The sequence below is a fragment of the Bradyrhizobium sp. LeoB3 genome, from assembly GCF_055456055.1.
Genome location: NZ_JBVBEF010000055.1, coordinates 39,842 through 58,476, shown reverse-complemented (window position 1 = coordinate 58,476; position 18,635 = coordinate 39,842). Strand labels below are relative to the sequence as shown.

The 18,635-nt window shown below is 63.9% G+C and carries 13 protein-coding genes; 9 read left to right on the top strand and 4 right to left on the bottom strand.

Features of this window, described 5'->3' with window-relative positions; all coding sequences use genetic code 11:
* The first annotated feature begins 202 nt into the window (after positions 1–202).
* Positions 203–412, top strand: coding sequence for a hypothetical protein (locus ACZXDY_RS28935; RefSeq protein WP_464347842.1), 210 nt, complete (start codon positions 203–205; stop codon positions 410–412).
* 276 nt (positions 413–688) lie between these two features.
* Here the strand turns inward: ACZXDY_RS28935 and ACZXDY_RS28930 are convergent, their stop codons facing one another.
* Positions 689–1,276: a TetR/AcrR family transcriptional regulator gene (locus ACZXDY_RS28930; RefSeq protein ID WP_464347841.1), complete on the bottom strand. Its 588-nt coding sequence runs from the start codon at positions 1,274–1,276 to the stop codon at positions 689–691.
* 105 nt (positions 1,277–1,381) lie between these two features.
* On the opposite strand from ACZXDY_RS28930, the gene ACZXDY_RS28925 reads away from it, so the two are divergent.
* From ACZXDY_RS28925 to ACZXDY_RS28915, 3 genes are all read left to right on the top strand, one after another.
* On the top strand, positions 1,382–2,791 hold the full coding sequence (locus tag ACZXDY_RS28925) for an amidase (RefSeq protein ID WP_464347840.1): 1,410 nt from the start codon (positions 1,382–1,384) through the stop codon (positions 2,789–2,791).
* A 758-nt stretch (positions 2,792–3,549) separates the two neighbouring features.
* Complete coding sequence (locus ACZXDY_RS28920) at positions 3,550–4,923, top strand: cation diffusion facilitator family transporter (RefSeq protein WP_464347845.1); 1,374 nt, start codon at positions 3,550–3,552, stop codon at positions 4,921–4,923.
* Positions 4,924–5,120: 197 nt separating this feature from the next.
* Entirely contained in the window at positions 5,121–7,436 is a 2,316-nt protein-coding gene (locus ACZXDY_RS28915) for a sensor histidine kinase (protein ID WP_464347839.1), read from the top strand.
* Positions 7,437–7,478: 42 nt separating this feature from the next.
* Here ACZXDY_RS28915 and mdoH read toward each other — a convergent pair whose 3' ends face one another.
* The 3 genes from mdoH to ACZXDY_RS28900 form a co-directional block, all read right to left on the bottom strand.
* Positions 7,479–9,614, bottom strand: coding sequence for a glucans biosynthesis glucosyltransferase MdoH (mdoH, locus tag ACZXDY_RS28910; protein WP_464347838.1), 2,136 nt, complete (start codon positions 9,612–9,614; stop codon positions 7,479–7,481).
* Entirely contained in the window at positions 9,602–11,056 is a 1,455-nt protein-coding gene (locus tag ACZXDY_RS28905; protein ID WP_464347844.1) for a glucan biosynthesis protein G, read from the bottom strand. Before ACZXDY_RS28905 ends, mdoH begins: the two co-directional genes overlap by 13 nt.
* A 306-nt stretch (positions 11,057–11,362) precedes the next feature.
* A complete protein-coding gene (locus ACZXDY_RS28900; RefSeq protein WP_028167966.1) occupies positions 11,363–12,277 on the bottom strand; it encodes a LysR family transcriptional regulator in 915 nt (304 codons plus the stop codon).
* Between the two features lie 237 nt (positions 12,278–12,514).
* On the opposite strand from ACZXDY_RS28900, the gene ACZXDY_RS28895 reads away from it, so the two are divergent.
* The 5 genes from ACZXDY_RS28895 to ACZXDY_RS28875 are packed head-to-tail and all read left to right on the top strand — an operon-like array spanning position 12,515 to position 18,466.
* Positions 12,515–12,991, top strand: a complete 477-nt coding sequence (locus tag ACZXDY_RS28895) for a formate dehydrogenase subunit gamma (RefSeq protein ID WP_464347837.1) — start codon at positions 12,515–12,517, stop codon at positions 12,989–12,991.
* Positions 12,988–14,544: a formate dehydrogenase beta subunit gene (locus tag ACZXDY_RS28890; protein ID WP_464347836.1), complete on the top strand. Its 1,557-nt coding sequence runs from the start codon at positions 12,988–12,990 to the stop codon at positions 14,542–14,544. Before ACZXDY_RS28895 ends, ACZXDY_RS28890 begins: the two co-directional genes overlap by 4 nt.
* Before the next feature lie 10 nt (positions 14,545–14,554).
* Complete coding sequence (gene fdhF, locus ACZXDY_RS28885; RefSeq protein ID WP_464347835.1) at positions 14,555–17,431, top strand: formate dehydrogenase subunit alpha; 2,877 nt, start codon at positions 14,555–14,557, stop codon at positions 17,429–17,431.
* A 2-nt stretch (positions 17,432–17,433) separates the two neighbouring features.
* Entirely contained in the window at positions 17,434–18,264 is an 831-nt protein-coding gene (gene fdhD, locus ACZXDY_RS28880) for a formate dehydrogenase accessory sulfurtransferase FdhD (protein WP_464347834.1), read from the top strand.
* A complete protein-coding gene (locus tag ACZXDY_RS28875) occupies positions 18,254–18,466 on the top strand; it encodes a formate dehydrogenase subunit delta (RefSeq protein ID WP_028167971.1) in 213 nt (70 codons plus the stop codon). The genes fdhD and ACZXDY_RS28875 overlap by 11 nt, the downstream gene beginning before the upstream one ends.
* The last annotated feature ends 169 nt before the right edge of the window (positions 18,467–18,635 follow it).

The following is an 18,635-nucleotide window of genomic DNA, read 5'->3' as shown; positions in this document are numbered from 1 at the left end:
AGAGACGCGTGTAAAGAAAGATCCGCATGTCGCACGACTTGCCAGTGGTCAGTCGCGCTCATTGCTTTCCTTTTCCTCCATGATCTCGTGGAGAGACTTCGGCCGCGGAGGTGACCTGTAGCGGCCCCTCCCGCTTGTTCAATCAGCCAAGCAACACGAGGACGTCTTCTCTCATCTGCCGGCCTATGTCCATGAAGCTATCTTGCGCGCTTACATCGACGGTGCGGTTGCCAAGGCCCTGCTTACTTCCGACATGTCGTTGTATTTGCACCCGTGGCTTGGTGATGAGGGTCAAAAGGCATTCTGGCGGCAGATTGCGCAAATGGACGATAAGTATACGCAGGAGATCGAGTGGCGTTACGGAGAGATGCGCTGTCCTGTTACGCTTATTTGGGGAGAAGAAGACGAGTGATGCCCGCTGTCGGACGGAAAAGAGTTGTCGCGCCGGCTCTCGGCTCCGTTGATGATCGTTTCCGGAGCGAAGCACCTTGTTCAAGAAGACGCTCCGGAAGCAGTCATCGCCGCCGTGACGCGATTTTGGCGTGCCGACGTCCGCTGAGGGTCAACAGCGCCATTTGGCTGATCGGTCGATCACTTCCGCTCTATCCCGATAAAGCAGACCATTTCGAAGCCAAGCCGAACTTCGCTCTTGGGCCAAGAGCCGACATGAAGAACTGGCGCCGAGGCTCTACGACCGACGAGATGCTTTCTTTCCGCCCGGCAGGAGACCAGCGGCTCGATAACCATCGATGAGTGCATCGAACAGTGAGATGTCCGAGCGGCTGCGTGCCATGAGCTGGGCCCCCGCGACGGCGGCGAAGATCGAGCGGGCTCGGGCTTCGCTTTCCTCACGTCGGACCAAGCCCGCCGCGACAAGAGTTCTGCTCAGCCATGCGACGTTGACGTCGCCGAAAGCTTGCACCTCCTTCTGAACCTCCACCGGCAGGTCGTCGTATTCGGCGGACATGAAGCTGCAAAGGCACAGACGGTTGCCGCTCTCGAGCGATCTTCGGAAGATGCTGGGATATGCTTGCAGACAGCGCAGCGGGTCGGCGCATTCCGACGACATGGCCTCCAGTTCGGCGGCCGTATCTTCCCAATAACGCTTCGCTACCGCCGCGCCGAGATCGGCCTTGCTCGGGAAGTGGTGGTAGATGCTCGGGGCTCTGATACCCACATCGGCCGCGAGATCGCGGAAGTTCAGGCCGCTGTAGCCGTGAGCCTGCGCCGTCCGCCTGGCCGCCGCCAAGATCGCTTCTCGTGAATTTGCGCTCAAAGAACACTTCCCTAGCCCTTACCTACCAAGCGTTAGATAGGGCTTGACGCCAAGCTTTGAAAGAGATATCCGCAGCCTACCAAGTGTTAGGTAGGCAGCAACCCCATGAAGACCGAGATCATCTATTCCGACGCCACCAAGCTGGCCGAACTGATCCGCACAAAGGAGCTGTCGCCAGTGGAGGTCGTGCAGGCACACCTCGATCGCATCGGGGCCGTGGACCCGAAGATCAACGCGATTGTTACGCTCGCCGACGGTGCGCTCGAAGCGGCCAAGGTGGCGGAGAAGGCGATGGTCGCCGGCGAGGAGCTCGGGCCGCTGCATGGCGTGCCCTTCACGGTGAAGGACTCGATCGACACTGCAGGCGTGGCGACCCAGCGCGGTTCGCCGATCTTCAAGGGACGCGTTCCCGAGATCGACGCGACCAGCGTCGCGCGCATGAAGAAGGCGGGCGGCATCTTGCTCGCGAAGACGAACCTTCCCGAGTTCTCCTATTGGATCGAAAGCGACAATCTGCTCTCAGGCAAGTCTAACAATCCTTGGGATCTGACCCGCACGCCTGGGGGCTCGAGCGGCGGTGAATCCGCGGCCATCGCGGCCGGCATGTCGCCGCTGGGACTGGGCACCGACCTTGCGATCTCGGTGCGCGGTCCGGCCGCGCAGACCGGGATTGTCTCCCTCAAGGCAACGCATGGGCGTGTGCCCATGACTGGGATCTGGCCGCGCGCGCCGCGCCGCTTCTGGCATGTTGGTCCCATGGCACGCAGTGTCCGCGACCTCGCGCTCGCCTTCTCGCAACTGGCCGGCCCTGACGGCCAAGACGCTTTCGCAACGAGCACCGCGCAGTTCGATGCGGGGGTCGGGCGCTCGCCCCATCGTCAGCTCCGGGTGGGCTGGCTGGTCGAGCCCGGCTTCGGGCCGGTCGACCCCGAGGTCGCCGCCACGGTGAAGGGGGCCGCCGAGGCGCTCAAGGACCTGGGCTGTTTCGTGGAGCCGGTGCGCATCCCGGCGCTCGAGCGTGACTTCGCCCTCGACGTGTTCAACCGCCTTCACGTGATGGAGATGAAGCCTGCATTCGCGGAGGCGACCGCCGGCCGCAGTCAGGACGAGCTCTATAAAATGGCCAAGACCATGCTCTCGCTGCCCGATACGTCCATGAAGGACTACATCGACGCGGAACAGGCCGCCGAGCGGCTGCGCGACGGCTATGCCGACTATTTCAGGACATACGACGCGCTGATCACCCCGGTCCTGCCGATCCCGGCCCACAAGCATGGCGTCGCAAAGTTCGTCATCAACGGCAAGACCGTGGACGCCACCTACCTCCAAGGCGCCACCGTGCCGCTCAACGTCACCGGGTTGCCCGGGCTGTCGATGCGGTTCGGCACTAGTAAGGAAGGACTGCCGATCAACGTGCAGCTCGTCGGAAGCTGGCTCGCCGAGTCGACTATCCTGCATCTTGCCTCCCTACTCGAGAACGTGAGCACCGTGCGCGACCTGCATCCGAACCTCTGAGAAGAAGACCTCTAACCGAACGCGAGCGCCGGCATCGTGTGACTCCGTAGCGATGCCGGCGTTAGCTGAATCAACAATCGACTGGAAGTCGGAGTTTGCGCCGTCTCATCCGTCCTCTCTTCGACGGGCAAATCAGCAAAAACCTGTCCAGTCCGCGCGGAAAAAATATTTCTGTTTTTCCGAAATGCAAATCAGTCTATTAATCCGCGCGTCTCACCCGATTGAGGGGCGCTTCGCGATCGTCACGAGTGTTGCGGTGGGATGCGGTGGACGCGGATTGCGCGACGGACGAGTGCGCATGAGGCGGACGGCGAAGTCGTGTGGTCCTGACGCCCCGACGCTGGCGTCAAGTCCGTGAGAAGCCAACGCTTCTGGCGGGCGACGGTGGCAAGAAGCCCGGTCTCACCGAGGAGAGCACGATATAAGCCGTAAAACCATTGCGCAGGGAATGCCGGAGTGCCTCCGCTGAACCTGTATGCTCGTGTGCGCTTCTTTGTGCACTTATGCACACGAGACCGCGGGTGCAGCGCGCGCCCGGCGTTCCCTGCGCCCTCTTGGTTCTGGGCGAATGATTTTGCAAAGCTCGGGTGAAACACGCCGCGAGACTGTGGACCTGCATCTGAAATGTGTCTGGTGAACTCACGCGAAACATTTTCTGGATTCGGAATAATTCGCAACAACCTGCTGCTGCGAGTGAGTGGCGATTGCGACTGCGATCGGCGCTTGATGTTGGCGGGTGGGCTGCTACACCGCTGGCGATGAGCGCTCACAACGTCAAATCCTCGGTCGCAGCGATCTCGGTCTTTGCCAGCGGTGGCATGGCCGTGGCGAAACTCGTCGTCGGGATCGCGATCGGATCGCTGGCGCTGATCTCGGAGGCCCTGCACTCCTCGGTCGACCTGATCGCGACCATCATCACCTGGGCAGTGGTGCGGGTGTCCGACCTGCCCGCGGACGAAGAGCATCACTACGGCCACGGCAAGCTCGAAAGCATCTCCGCGCTCGGCGTGATCGCCCTGCTCTACGTGCTCGCGGGCGGCATCCTGGTCGAGGCCTATAGCCGGCTGAGCGAAGGCGCGCCGCCGCCGTCGATCTCCGCGATCCCCTTCGTGGTCCTCATCATCGACATCGTCGTCAACCTCTGGCGAGCGCGGGCGCTGCATCGTGCGGCGCGCGAGACCAAGAGCCAGGCGCTCGCAGCCGACGCGCTGCATTTCGCCTCCGACGTGATGGGCTCCTTTGCCGTCATCATCGGCCTCATTCTCGCCGGCCTTGGCTTCTGGTGGGGCGACGCTGCCGCGGCCGTCGCCGTCGCCCTCATGATCGCGCTGCTCGGCTTCCGGATGGCGCGCTCGACCGTGGAGACGCTGACCGACCGGGCTCCGGAAGGCGTGCTTGAGAGGGCGACCGCGGCGATCCGGAACGTGCCCGGTGTGGTCGAGGTCGAGCGGCTGCGCGTGCGCATGGTCGGGCCGACCTATTTCATCGACGCCATCGCCAAGGTGCCGCGCACCATTCCGATCGACCGCGTCGAGGAGATCAAGCGCAGGGCCAAGGCCGCAGTCACTGAGGTGCTTGGCGATGCTGACCTCACCTTCGCCGCGGTGCCGGTCGCACGCGACAATGAGAGCGTGCGTGAGCGCATCATGGTGATCGCGCGCAATTCCGGGCTTGCCATCCATCACGTCACCGTGCACGCGCTCGGCGAGAAGCTGATCGTCAGCATCGACCTCGAGGTCGACGGCGAGATGGAACTCACCGCGGCCCATGCCATCGCCCACGATCTCGAACGCGCGATCCGCGAGGACTTCGGCGAGGACGTCGAAGTCGACACCCACATCGAGCCGCTCGAGCCGGAACTGCCATGGGGCAGCAACGCCGCGCCTGATCGCGTCGAGACCATCAGACAAGCGCTGACGCGCTTTGCCGCCGATGGCCCGATCCATGACATCCACAATGTGCGCGTCCGCGACTCCGACGCCGGCGAGATCGTCAACTTCCATTGCCGTGCCGCGCCCTCGATGAGCGTCATCAAGGTGCACGAGGAAGTCGACGCGATCGAGCGCGCGCTCCGCCGCGCCTTCCCCACCATCAAGCGCGTCATCAGCCACGCCGAGCCGCCGCACAGGTAGGAACACACATCGACGTTCTCGTTTCGGACTCGATTTGCGAGCCGCGATTCTGTCTTGGGCAAGAATTATTTCGCATTAACGAATCGTTGACTCTCGACACGCCGGGAAAACTGGATTCAAATCATAATGATTCGGGAGCAACGTGGGGTTGGCTTCCGAACCGTGTGGCAAATCAGATTGCGGTGGGGGTCTAGGGCATGACGCGTGCGCATGCGGCGAACGCGTGCGTTCAATCCGATTCGATCAAGGGATTGGCGCAATCGATCGCGAAACCAGACTACCACAGGCTCTTGACCGCTGAGCCTGCGTTGCGCCGAGCCGTGCCCACGCTGATCATCGCCTTCCTGGTCACGATCTGCCTCGGCGCCTTCGTCCAGGTGGTCGACCAGAGCCGGCAGAAGCGCGCCGCGCTGAAGCGCGACCTCTCCGCCCTCTCCGATATCCTCGCCGAGCGGCTCGATCGCCTGACCTCGAGCCGCCGCGAACACCTTGGCAATATCGAGCAGTTGCAGAACCTGTTGCCCGATCTCATTCCGTCCTGGGGCATCGCCAGGGGCCGCCATGTCATCGTCACCAGCGCCGATCATCGCGTGCTCGCCCGCGCCCCGATCGACGGGCTCGGCGAGAACGACCGGGTGTTCGACATCGTCTCCACCGCGCAACTGCTCGTCGCGCCGAGCCAGCAGGGCATCCTCGCCGACATGATCCTGCCGAACGGCGACAGCGCGCTGGCCATCTCGGTTCAGGTGAAATCGCCGCCCGGCCAGGTGGTCGTGATCCAGGAGATGAACGAGCCGATCTGGGGATCGGACGCCGCGCTCTCGGTCACGCTCTCGGCGACCACGGGCTTCGTCGTGCTCATCCTCGGCTTCGCCTTCCACTGGCAGTCGACCCGCGCCCGCGAGGGCGATCTCATCAATGACGCCGTCCGCGGCCGGATCGACACCGCGCTCAACCGCGGCCGCTGCGGCCTGTGGGACTGGGACCTCTCGCGCGGCCGCATCTTCTGGTCGCAGTCGATGTTCACGCTGCTCGGCCTCGAATCCCGCAACGACCTTTTGACCTTCGGCGAGGTCAACGCACTGGTGAAATCGGACGACATCGATCTGTTCGACATCGCCGACCAGCTCATCTCCGGCAAGATCGACCACATCGACCAGTCGTTCCGCATGCAGCACACCGAGGGCCACTGGATCTGGCTGCGCGTGCGCTGCGAGCTCAGCCACGCGTCAGCCGATGGCGGCCTGCACCTGATCGGGATCGCGGTCGACATCACCGAGCAGAAGAGCCTCGCCGAAAAAACTGTTGAAGCGGACCTGCGGCTGCGCGACGCCATCGAGACCATTCCGGAAGCCTTCGTGCTCTGGGATGCCGAGGACCGCCTCGTGCTCTGCAACTCGCACTTCCAGCGCCTGCACAAATTGCCGGATTCGGCCGTTGCCCCCGGCACCTCCTACGAGACCGTGATCGAGGTCGGCAGCATGCCGGAGGTCCGCACGCGGTTGCACGAGGCCGGCGTGCCGATGCCGGGCGCGCGCACCTTCGAGGCGCAGCTCGACGACGGGAAGTGGCTGCACATCTCCGAGCGCCGCACCAAGGACGGCGGCTACGTCTCGGTCGGCACCGACATCACCCGCATCAAGGCCCACGAGCAGAAGCTCGTCGACAACGATCTGCGCCTGCGCGCCACCGTCGTCGATCTGAAGCGTTCGCAGACCGAGCTCGAGCGGCAGGCGATCGAGCTCGCCGACCTCGCGGAAAAATATTCGCAGGAGAAGACCCGCGCCGAGGAAGCCAACGCCGCCAAGTCGAAATTCCTCGCCAATATGAGCCACGAGCTGCGCACGCCGCTGAACGCCATCATCGGCTTCTCCGAGATCATGGGCAGCGGCATGTTCGGCGCGCTCGGCTCGGACAAGTATCAGGAATATTGCCACGACATCCTCACCAGCGGCAAATATCTGCTCGACGTCATCAACGACATCCTCGACATGTCGAAGATCGAGGCCGGGCGCATGAAGCTCGATTTGGAGCCGCTCGATCTGTCGAGGACGCTCGCGGAATCGCTGCGCGTGGTGTCTGGACGCGCCCAGGCCAAGCAGCTGACGCTCGATGCCGACATCGAACGCACGATTCCCGTGGTGGCCGATCGCCGCGCGATCAAGCAGATCGTCGTCAACCTGCTCTCCAATGCGGTGAAGTTCACGCCCGACAACGGCCGGGTGATCGTGCGCAGCCAGGTGCTGGACGATCAAATCGTGATGCTGATCGCCGACACCGGCATCGGCATCGCGCAGGACTCGCTGCAGCGCCTCGGCAAGCCGTTCGAGCAAGTCGAGAGCCAGCTCACCAAGACCTATCAGGGCTCGGGTCTCGGCCTTGCGATCGCACGCTCGCTGACCAGCCTGCATGGCGGCTCGATGAAGCTGCGCTCCAAGCTCGGCGTCGGCACCGTCGTCCGCATCGCCCTGCCACGCAACGCCTTTGCAGCGAGGATGCGGGAGGCGGCGTAGCTGTTCCGCTGTCGTCCCGGGTCAAGCCCGGAACGACGATCGTCAGGCGGCCTTGGCCGGCAACTGCAGGACGCTCTCAAGCAACGCCCGGTCGTTCAACACCGCCAACGTCTCGCGGGCGGTGAGAGAGGCGACGGCCTGCTCGAAGGTGTCGCTCGCCTCAACGCGGGCGCGGGCTGTTGCGAGCTGCGGGTCGATTTCCTGCGGTCGCCGGCGCGCCGGTGGTGGGAGCGAGCGGAGATGCTGCGTCAGGAATTGCGGGTCGCGTTGCAATTCGACCAGCGCGCGGCCGCGATCGACCGCAGGCGATGCGGCCAACTCGTTTGCGCGGGTCAGCACGGCCGGCGGCGCGACTTCCTCCGGTGTCGCAAACAGCGCCTTCATCCGCGGCTTCGCCGTATAGGCGCCGATCGGAATGGCAAACAACAGCCCGACGATGACCGGCGACATCCACAACAGCAGCGGCAGAGAGACGGCGTAGGCGCTCGCGGCCATCAGTACGCCGAAGGCCGTGGGCACTCCATACTTGCGATAGAGCTCGCGCCGCTCGACCGAGCCGTCGTCGCGGCGCTGCGTCTGCCATCCGGCATCACGGCCAATCAGGATCTCGATCACCGCGATCGACTGGAACACCATCATCGCCGGTGCGATCATGGCGGAGATCAGCACTTCGACGATGACACCGAGGAAAGCGCGAATGGCGCCGCCGAACCGCCGTCGCGTGTCCCGCTGCGTCAACAGCAACAGGAAGCCGAGCAGTTTCGGCACGATCAGAAGCGCCATGGTGGCGCCGAACACCCAGGCCGCGAGAACGGGGTCCTGCGCAGGCCAGTTGGGAAATAGCGCAAACCCCTTCGGAAAATATTCGGGGCGGACAAAGCGGGCCTGCAACGAGATCAGTATGCCGAGCAGCAGGAACGTAAACCACAGCGGCGCAGTGATATAGGAGCCGATCCCGGTCATGAAATGCAGGCGCGAAATCCAGTGCAGTCCGCGCGTCGGCAACACGGCGAGATGCTGCAGGTTTCCCTGGCACCATCGCCGGTCGCGCGCCGCGAAATCCAATAGCGAAGGCGGCACTTCCTCGAAACTGCCGCCGAGCGTCGGCGCCATATAGATGCCCCAGCCGGAGCGGCGCATCAGCGCGGCCTCGACAAAGTCGTGGCTCAGAATATGACCGCCGAACGGCTTTCGTCCGTGCAACTCCGGCAGCCCGGCCGCCTCGGCGAATGCCCGCACCCTGATGATGGCATTGTGCCCCCAGTAATTGCCTTCGGAGCCGTGCCACCAGGCTACGCCCGCGGCGATCATCGGCCCATAAAGCCGCCCGGCGAACTGCTGCAGGCGGCTGAACAGGCTTCGCGCATTGACGATGATCGGCAACGTCTGCAGCAATGCCGCCGCGGGGTTCGCTTCCATCGCATGAACCATCCGCACCATCGTCTCGCCGGTCATCAGGCTGTCGGCATCGAGGACGATCATGAACTGATAGCCGCTGCCGAAGCGGGAAACCCACTCGGCGATGTTGCCGGACTTGCGCGCGACATTGTTGGCGCGGTGACGGTAATAGAGCCGATCGGAACCGCAGGCTTGCCGCAGTTTCAGGAAAGCGCGCTCCTCGGCGATCCAGATGTCGGGATCGGTGCTGTCGCTCAGCACGAACCAGTTGAAGTGCTCACCATGCCCGGTCGCCTCGACGGACTCGTAGATCGCACGCAGCCGGGCCATCAACTGGATTTCGTTTTCATTATAGGTCGGCAACAGAACCGCCGTCCGGCTCGCGATATCAGGCAAGGAACCGCTGGCGGCGATTTGCAGCGCGTTCCCTCCTCTGCCGAGCAGGACGAAAAAGCCCGCAAGAGCGGAAGCAAACGAGAAGCCGATCCAGGCGAGCAAGGTCACGAACAGCGCGAGCACCATCCATTCCAGGACGGTCACGCCCCCGACTTCGAGCACCTTGTACATCTCGTACGCGCCGGCGCCGGTGAGCGCGATAGTGGCTGCAAAGACAAACGTCCGCCGCAGCCACATGCTTGACGCCACCGGTACAGGCTGCCGCGTCGCCTGCGGCGCGCGCGCGAAGTCCGATGTGATCATCTCGAGCGGATCTTCGCGTGGCAGGAACCCGCCCGCCAGCGCGTCCGGCGTCAGCGGCGACGACGTCGCTACGGAGCCCATCGATAAACCCACACTTCGGAAAGAGGTTTATCGTCTTGCACCAGCAACGCCCGAAGCTCGACGGGCGTATCCTTCTTCACCGCGCATTGGAAGCTGAGCCGCCATCCACCCGTGTCGGGGTTCGGTTGGGTGACGATGTTGGTGATCTCGGACTTCTCGGCGCTCACGACGCCCTTGATGCTGCTGGGATCGATTCCCTTCAGGTTGTCGCCGACCAGATCCAGCACGAACAATTTGCTGTCCTCGCCACGCGCGCCGATACCGGTGCGCACGAAGCGAGCGAGCGAATGAGGCTTCGGCATATCCGGGCCCCAATGCAGACGATAGGTGAAATTGTTTTCACTCTTGGCCTTCAGCGGCGCCTTGGGCCGCCAGAACGCTGCAATGTTATCGTGGATTTCCTCCTTGGTCGGAATCTCGATCAGCACGACGCCGCCCTCGCCCCAATCGCCGATCGGTTCGACCCAGAGGCTCGGGCGAGCCTCGAAACGCGACTCGATATCCTCATAGGCGGCGAATCTCTTCTCGCGCTGCATCAGCCCGAAGCCGCGTGGATTGAGGTCCTGGAAGGTGCTGACCTGAAGATCCCGCGGATTGCTCAGCGGACGCCACAGGCTTTCGCCCTTGCCGTTGAAAATCGCGAGCCCGTCGGAATCGTGCACCGAGGGGCGAAAATCGTCGACATCGTTGCGGTCATTGGGACCGAAGAAGAACATGCTGGTCATTGGCGCCAGCCCCGCGTGCTCAAGATCGACCCGCGGATAAAGCGACATCTCGACGTCGAACACCGTGGTCTCGCCGGGCCGCAAGGTGAAGCGGTAGCTCGCGGCGCAGCTCTTGCTGTCGAGCAGCGCGTGGATGACGAGTGAGGTCGCGTTGGCTGCGGGGCGCTCCAGCCAGAACGCCTTGAAATAAGGAAACTCCTCTCCCTTCGCCTCTCCAGTGTCGATCGACAATCCCCGCGCCGACAATCCGTAGGTTTCACCCTTGGCGACGGCACGGAAATAGCTGGCGCCGAGGAAGACGCAGACCTCATCGAAATAGTCGGGCCTGTTGATCGGCGCGTGGATGCGAAAGCCGGCAAAGCCGAGATTATCAGCGGCGAACGTCGGCACATTGTCGCCGAACGAGAAGTCGTCCTTGCGATAGCGGATTTCGCTCGCCTGGCCGTCGACGACTTCGAAGATGCTGACCTTGTTCTTGTAGAAGAAGCCGCGGTGAAAGAACTGCGCCTGGAACGGCAGCTTTTCGGCACGCCACAGCGCGCGTTCCGGCATGAAGCGGATCGAGCGATACTGATCGTAGTTCAGATCCTTCAGCTCGGACGGCAGCTTTTCATCGGGCGCCTCGAACGATTTGCTCGCGAGGCTGCGCGCAAGTTCCCGGACGGTGGACGGATCAAACGGGACGGCGGCGACGGTTTCGGTTCCCGGAAACAACATGAGTGTCGGCAGCACTGCCGAGCCTTGCAGTAGCTGGCGACGATTCACGGGAACTCCCAGATGTTTGAACCAAGCGTAGCATTGCAACAGTCGACCCGTCGGCAAAGTTCCCTTCGATGCTGCAAGGCGAGAAGAGATTTCAGTTCAGACAATCATCGCTGGGCTTTGGGGAAAATCAGCATTCTGCCGCTATTCGGCCGCCAGAACGGCCTGAATTGAGCGGCGATTGAAATGTGAATTGGAGGAGACAGTCAGGCGCCCTGACGGCCGCGCCGTGACGCGCGCGTCAACGTAGTGACACGTGGGTCACGCGCTGTGATTGGGAGATACCGACTCCAGCGTGGGCGCGACTTCGCGGGCGACCTGGACCAGCGCGGCAATCAAGGGCGTCATCGGGTCGCGCTGCGGGATCACCAGGCCGATGCTGTAGTTCACGACAGGGTCGACGATCGGAATGCTGCGCACGGCATCGGCGAGGCCGAGTGTCTCCGCAAGCTTTGCCGGCATCACGCTTGCCCAGCGGCCGGTCTTCACATGGGTGTAGAGCACGAGCAGCGAGTTCGACGTCAGCGTCGGCGTTGCTTCCGCGCCGACCGAACGAAGTGCGCGATCGATGATGCGGCGGTTCTGCATGTCGGGGGTCAGCAGGCAGAGCGGCACCTGGCCGACCTCTTTCCATGTGACGGTGTCGCGATCGCCGAACATGGCATCGGGCGATGTCAGCAAGCGGTAGCTCTCGCCATAGAGACGGATGGTGCGAACCTTGCCGATCGGCTCGTTCTCGATATAGGTCAGCCCGGCATCGACCTCGAGGTTCTCCAGGAGGCCCAGCACGTCGGACGAGGTGCAGGATTGGATGCGAAAGCGCACGTCCGGATGACGGGCGCGAAACGGCGTGGTCAGTGAAGCCACCATGCCGAGCGCGGTCGGGATCGCCGCGATCCGGATCTCGCCGGAGAGCTTGTGCTTCAGCCCATTGATCTCCTCCCGCATCGCGCGGGCATCGCCGACGATACGGCGCGCCCAATCGAGCGCGCGCTCACCCTCGGGCGTGAAGCCCTGAAAGCGGGAGCCGCGTTGCACCAACATCACGCCAAGGAGATCCTCGAGCTGCTTGAGGCTCGTCGACATCGTCGGCTGCGTGACGCCGCACGCCTCCGCCGCGCGGCCGAAATGCCGCTCCTTTGCGAGCGCCAACAGGAGTTCAAGCTTGTCGATCAAGAAGGCCTCATCAGCTCTGGCATGCCACTTCGAATATAACGATCACAACCGGCGCGAACACGAGAAAAAGCCGTAACGGACAAGGTGCCGTGCTACCAATTCTATTTGTATATCGATCGATTTCATATCCAAATCGATCGCTGTTCACGATCGCAGCATGAGACAGCTTTATTGATATCTAGATCGATTCCAACTCTCATAGGAGCGAGTAAAAACCCTCCGATTTGAGAGATGTGGATGACGTCGGCCTACGAACCCTGGAACGAAGCGCGCGGCGCCGAGATCATCGCCGAGCATGCCAAGCTCGAAGGCGCGACGCTGGTCATCCTGCACGCGCTGCAGGAGGCCTTCGGCTACGTGCCCGAGCCCGCGATCCCGATGGTCGCTTCCGCGCTTAATCTCTCGCGTGCCGAAGTCCACGGCGTGTTCACCTTCTACCATGATTTCCGCAAGGCGCCCGCAGGCCGTCATGTGCTGAAGCTCTGCCGCGCGGAGGCCTGCCAGGCCGCCGGCGGCGATGCGCTGGCCGCGCGCGCCGAAGCCAAGCTCGGCGTTGCGCTCGGCAATACCACGGCCGATGAGCGCGTGACGCTGGAGCCGATCTACTGCCTCGGCCTCTGCGCCACCGCGCCATCTGCGATGCTGGATGGCCGCCTGGTCGGCCGGCTCGACGAAGCGCGCCTCGATGCGCTGGTGAAGGAGGCGCAGCGATGACGATGCGACTCTTTGTCCCCCGCGATGCCGGCGCAGTCGCCGTTGGCGCCGATGAGGTCGTGACGGCGCTGGAGCTCGCCGCCGAGCAGCGCGGCCTCGTGATCGAGATTGTCAGGACCGGCTCGCGCGGGCTCTATTGGCTGGAGCCGATGGTCGAAGTCGCAACAGCGGCGGGCCGAGTTGCGTTCGGACCGGTGAGCGCTGCGGACGCGACCTCCCTGCTCGATGCGATGGCCGCCGATGGGCCGCATCCGCTGCGCGTCGGCATCGCCGACGATATCCCCTGGCTGAAGCGCCAGACCCGCCTGACCTTCGCGCGCTGCGGCGTGATCGATCCGCGCTCAGTCGAGGACTATCGCGCCCATGGCGGCTACAGGGGCCTGGAGCGGGCGCTGACGCTCTCCCCCGACGAGATCCTAGCCGACGTCACCAGCTCCGGCCTGCGCGGCCGCGGCGGTGCCGGCTTCCCGACCGGCATCAAGTGGAAGACGGTCGCGCAGGCCAGCGCCGACCGAAAGTACATCGTCTGCAATGCCGACGAAGGCGACAGCGGCACCTTCGCAGACCGCATGATCATGGAAGGCGATCCCTTCGTGCTGATCGAGGGCATGACGATCGCCGGCATCACGGTCGGCGCCACCAAAGGCTACATTTACACCCGCTCCGAATATCCACATGCGGTCGAGGCGATGAATGCCGCGATCGCAGCGGCCAAGCGCGCCGGCTATCTCGGCGCCCGCATCGGCGGTTCCGCGCACAGCTTTGATCTCGAGGTGCGCGTCGGCGCCGGCGCCTATGTCTGCGGCGAGGAAACCTCGCTGCTCGAAAGCCTCGAAGGCCGCCGTGGCATCGTGCGCGCCAAGCCGCCGCTGCCCGCACACAAGGGCCTGTTCGGGCGGCCGACGGTGATCAACAACGTGCTGTCGTTCGCCGCGATCCCGTTCATCCTCGATAACGGCGCCAAGGCGTACGCAGATTTTGGCATGGGCCGCTCACGCGGCACGATGCCGATCCAGCTTGCCGGCAATGTGAAGCATGGCGGTCTGTTCGAGACCGCATTCGGCATCACGCTCGGCGAACTTGTCGACGAGATCGGCGGCGGCTCCTTCACCGGCCGTCCGGTGCGCGCGGTGCAAGTGGGTGGCCCGCTCGGCGCCTACTTCCCGCGCGCTCTCTTTGATACGCCGTTCGACTATGAGGCTTTCGCTGCACGCGACGGATTGATCGGCCATGGCGGCATCGTCGTGTTCGACGACAGTGTCGATATGCGCAAGCAAGCGCGCTTTGCGATGGAATTCTGTGCGATCGAATCCTGCGGCAAGTGCACGCCCTGCCGGATCGGCTCGACCCGCGGCGTGGAGACCATCGAGAAGATCATCCGCGGCGAGCGCGTGGCCGAAAACCTCGCCCTCGTCGAGGACCTCTGCAACACCATGAAGTTCGGCTCGCTCTGCGCGCTCGGCGGCTTCACGCCCTACCCCGTGCTGAGTGCCCTCAGGCATTTCCGGGATGATTTCGGCCCGGCACCGGCCCGCTTAGAGGCCGCGGAATAGGAAAATCGCCATGTCATTGATCGAGGAAATCGACTTCGGCACGCCGCGCTCCAAATCGGAGACCATGGTCACGCTGACCATCGACGGCAAGCCCATTACGGTGCCCGAGGGCACCTCCATCATGCGCGCAGCGATGGAAGCAGGTCACCAGATCCCGAAGCTGTGCGCGACCGACACGGTCGACGCCTTCGGCTCCTGTCGCCTGTGCCTGGTCGAGATCGAGGGACGCGCGGGCACGCCGGCGTCCTGCACCACGCCGGTGGCGCCAGGGCTGGTCGTGCATACCCAGAGCGAGCGGCTGAAGAAGCTGCGCAAGGGCGTGATGGAGCTCTACATCTCCGACCATCCGCTGGACTGCCTGACCTGCGCCGCCAATGGCGATTGCGAATTGCAGGACATGGCAGGCGCAGTCGGCCTGCGCGACGTGCGCTACGGCTATGAGGGCGACAACCATGTGTTCGCCAAGTCCGCTGGCGCGGTCAATCCGGCCTGGATGCCGAAGGACGAGTCCAATCCTTACTTCACCTACGATCCCTCAAAATGCATCGTCTGCTCGCGCTGCGTCCGCGCCTGCGAGGAGGTGCAAGGCACCTTCGCACTGACGATTGCCGGCCGCGGCTTCGACAGCCGTGTCTCGCCGGGCATGAGCGAAAGCTTCCTCGGCTCCGAATGCGTCTCCTGCGGCGCCTGCGTGCAGGCCTGCCCGACCGCGACGCTGACGGAAAAATCGGTGATCGAGATCGGCCAGCCCGAGCATTCCGTGGTGACCACCTGTGCCTATTGCGGCGTCGGCTGCGCCTTCAAGGCGGAAATGCGCGGCGAGGAAGTGGTGCGCATGGTGCCGTACAAGGACGGCAAGGCCAATCGCGGCCACTCCTGCGTCAAGGGCCGCTTCGCCTGGGGCTACACCAACCACAAGGAACGCATCCTGAAGCCGATGATCCGCGAGCGGATCGCCGATCCCTGGCGCGAAGTGTCGTGGGACGAAGCGTTCTCGTTTGCCGCCGCGAAGTTCAAGGCGATCCAGCAGAAATACGGCCGCGACGCGGTCGGCGGCATCACGTCGTCCCGCTGCACCAATGAAGAGACCTATCTGGTGCAGAAGCTGATCCGCGGCGGCTTCGGCAACAACAATGTCGATACCTGCGCCCGGGTCTGCCACTCGCCGACCGGCTATGGCCTGTCGCAAACCTTCGGCACCTCGGCCGGCACGCAGGACTTCGACTCGGTCGAGGAGACCGACGTCGTGATCGTGATCGGCGCCAACCCGGCCTCTGCCCACCCCGTGTTCGCCTCGCGCTTAAAGAAGCGGCTGCGGCAAGGGGCAAAACTGATCGTGATCGATCCGCGTCGCACCGAGATGGTGGAGTCCCCTCACCTTGAGGCGCTGCATCTGCCGCTGATGCCGGGCACCAATGTCGCTGTCATGACGGCGCTCGCGCACGTCATCGTGACCGAGGGCCTCGTCAACGAAGCCTTCGTGCGCGAGCGCTGCGACTGGAGCGAGTTCGAGGAATGGGCGGCGTTCGTTGCGCAGCCGAACAACAGCCCGGAAGCCACCGCGATCCTGACCGGAGTCGACCCGAAGGATGTCCGCGAAGCCGCGCGCATCTACGCCACCGGCGGCAACGGTGCGATCTATTACGGGCTGGGGGTCACCGAGCACAGCCAGGGCTCGACCACGGTGATCGCGATCGCCAACCTCGCGATGGTGACAGGCAATATCGGCCGCCCCGGCGTCGGCGTGAACCCGTTGCGCGGCCAGAACAACGTGCAGGGCTCCTGCGACATGGGCTCGTTCCCACACGAACTGCCGGGCTATCGCCACATCTCAACGGATGCGGTGCGTGACCAGTTCGAGGCGATGTGGAACGTCAAGCTCAACCCTGAGCCGGGCCTGCGCATCCCCAACATGTTCGACGCCGCGATCGAAGGCACCTTCATGGGCCTCTACGTGCAGGGCGAGGACATCCTGCAATCCGATCCCAACACCAGCCATGTGGTGGCGGCGCTGTCGGCGATGGAATGCGTGATCGTGCACGATCTCTTCCTGAACGAGACCGCGAATTACGCGCACGTGTTCCTGCCGGGCTCGAGTTTCCTGGAGAAGGATGGAACCTTCACCAACGCCGAGCGTCGTATTCAGCGCGTGCGCAAGGTGATGACGCCAAAGAACGGCATGGCCGACTGGGAAGTGACGATCCGCCTCGCGAAGGCGATGGGCTTCGAGATGCATTACAACCACCCCTTCGAGATCATGGACGAGATCGCGGCGCTGACCCCGACCTTCGCCGGCGTCTCGTACGCAAAACTCGACGAGCTCGGCTCGGTGCAGTGGCCCTGCAACGAGAAGGCGCCCGAGGGCACGCCGGTGATGCATATCGGCGGCTTCGTCCGCGGCAAGGGCAAGTTCATCGTCACCGAATATCTCGCAACAGATGAGCGCACCGGGCCACGTTTCCCGCTGTTGCTCACGACGGGGCGCATCCTCAGCCAGTACAATGTCGGCGCGCAGACCCGCCGTACAGAGAATGTGGTCTGGCACAGCGAGGACCGGCTCGAGATCCATCCGCACGATGCCGAGCAGCGCGGCGTGCGCGATGGCGATTGGGTGCGCCTCAAGAGCCGCGCCGGCGAGACCACGCTGCGCGCGCTCATCACCGATCGTGTCGCGCCGGGCGTGGTTTACACCACGTTCCATCATCCGGACACGCAGGCCAATGTGATCACGACCGACTATTCGGACTGGGCCACGAATTGTCCGGAATACAAGGTCACCGCCGTGCAGGTCTCGCCGTCGAATGGTCCGTCCGACTGGCAGAAGACCTATGAGGCGCAGGCGAAGCATTCACGCCGGATCGCGCCGGTCGTGGAAGCCGCGGAGTGAGGATGCACGATCCCGTCACCAGCGCGAAGCGGCAGGTCTCGCGCGACGGCAGCCTCAGCGAAGGCACGCGCCAGATCCCCGAGGAGACGGCGCTGGCGCTGACCTATAATGGCGGCACCTACGCCGTGATGATGGGCACGCCGCAGGACCTGCGCGATTTTGCCGTGGGCTTCAGCCTCAGCGAAGGCGTTGTTCAATCCGCCGAGGAGATCGAGACGCTCGACGTCATCGAGCTCGACGACGGCATCGAGCTGCGGATGTGGCTGGCGCCCGAAAAGGCCGCGCTGATCAATGAGCGGCGGCGGCATATCGCGGGCCCGACCGGCTGCGGCCTCTGCGGCATCGACTCGATCGCCGAAGCGGTTCGTCCGGCGGCAATCGTGCCGAAGGGCCGCAGTTTCTCGCCGCGCGAGATCATGGCCGCGATGGCCGCGATCGCCCCGCTGCAGGCGATCAACCTCAGGACACGCGCAGTGCATGCCGCGGCGTTCTGGACGCCGGCGCGCGGCATTGTCGCGCTGCGCGAGGATGTCGGCCGTCACAATGCGCTCGACAAGCTTGCCGGTGCGCTGGCGCAGGCCAAAGTACCTACCAGCGACGGCATGGTGCTGTTGACGAGCCGCGTCTCGGTCGAGATGGTGCAGAAGACGGCAACCATCGGCGCGCCGCTGATGGTCGCGGTGTCCGCGCCGACAGCGCTTGCCGTGCGCATGGCCGACGCCGCCGGCATCACGCTCGCGGCGATCGCACGCGCCGACGGGTTCGAAGTGTTCACACATGCGGAGCGGATCGTTCCCCACGCCGATAGCAGGAAAGCCATCCATGTCGCCTGACCGACTGATCTACATGGCCAACCAGATCGGCAAGTTCTTCCAGAACCAGGGGCATGAGCGCGCGGTGCCGGGCATTGCCGAGCATATCAAGAAGTTCTGGGACCCGCGGATGCGGAAGGCGATCTTCGCCCATCTCGACGCCGGCGGCGCTGGGCTTGATCCGTACGTCCACGAGGCGCTCAAGAAGTTGAAGAAGGCATAGGCCACAACACTGAATGGTGGCACGCGTCGCTTTGCCCACCCTACGGCGCTGTCGTCCCGGCGAACGCCGGGACCCATAACCACAGGATCGCGTTGTGGCGCGCGCAAGCGGTTGCGGCGGAGCACATTACAAACGCCTGTGGTTATGGGTCCCGGGTCAAGCCCGGGAC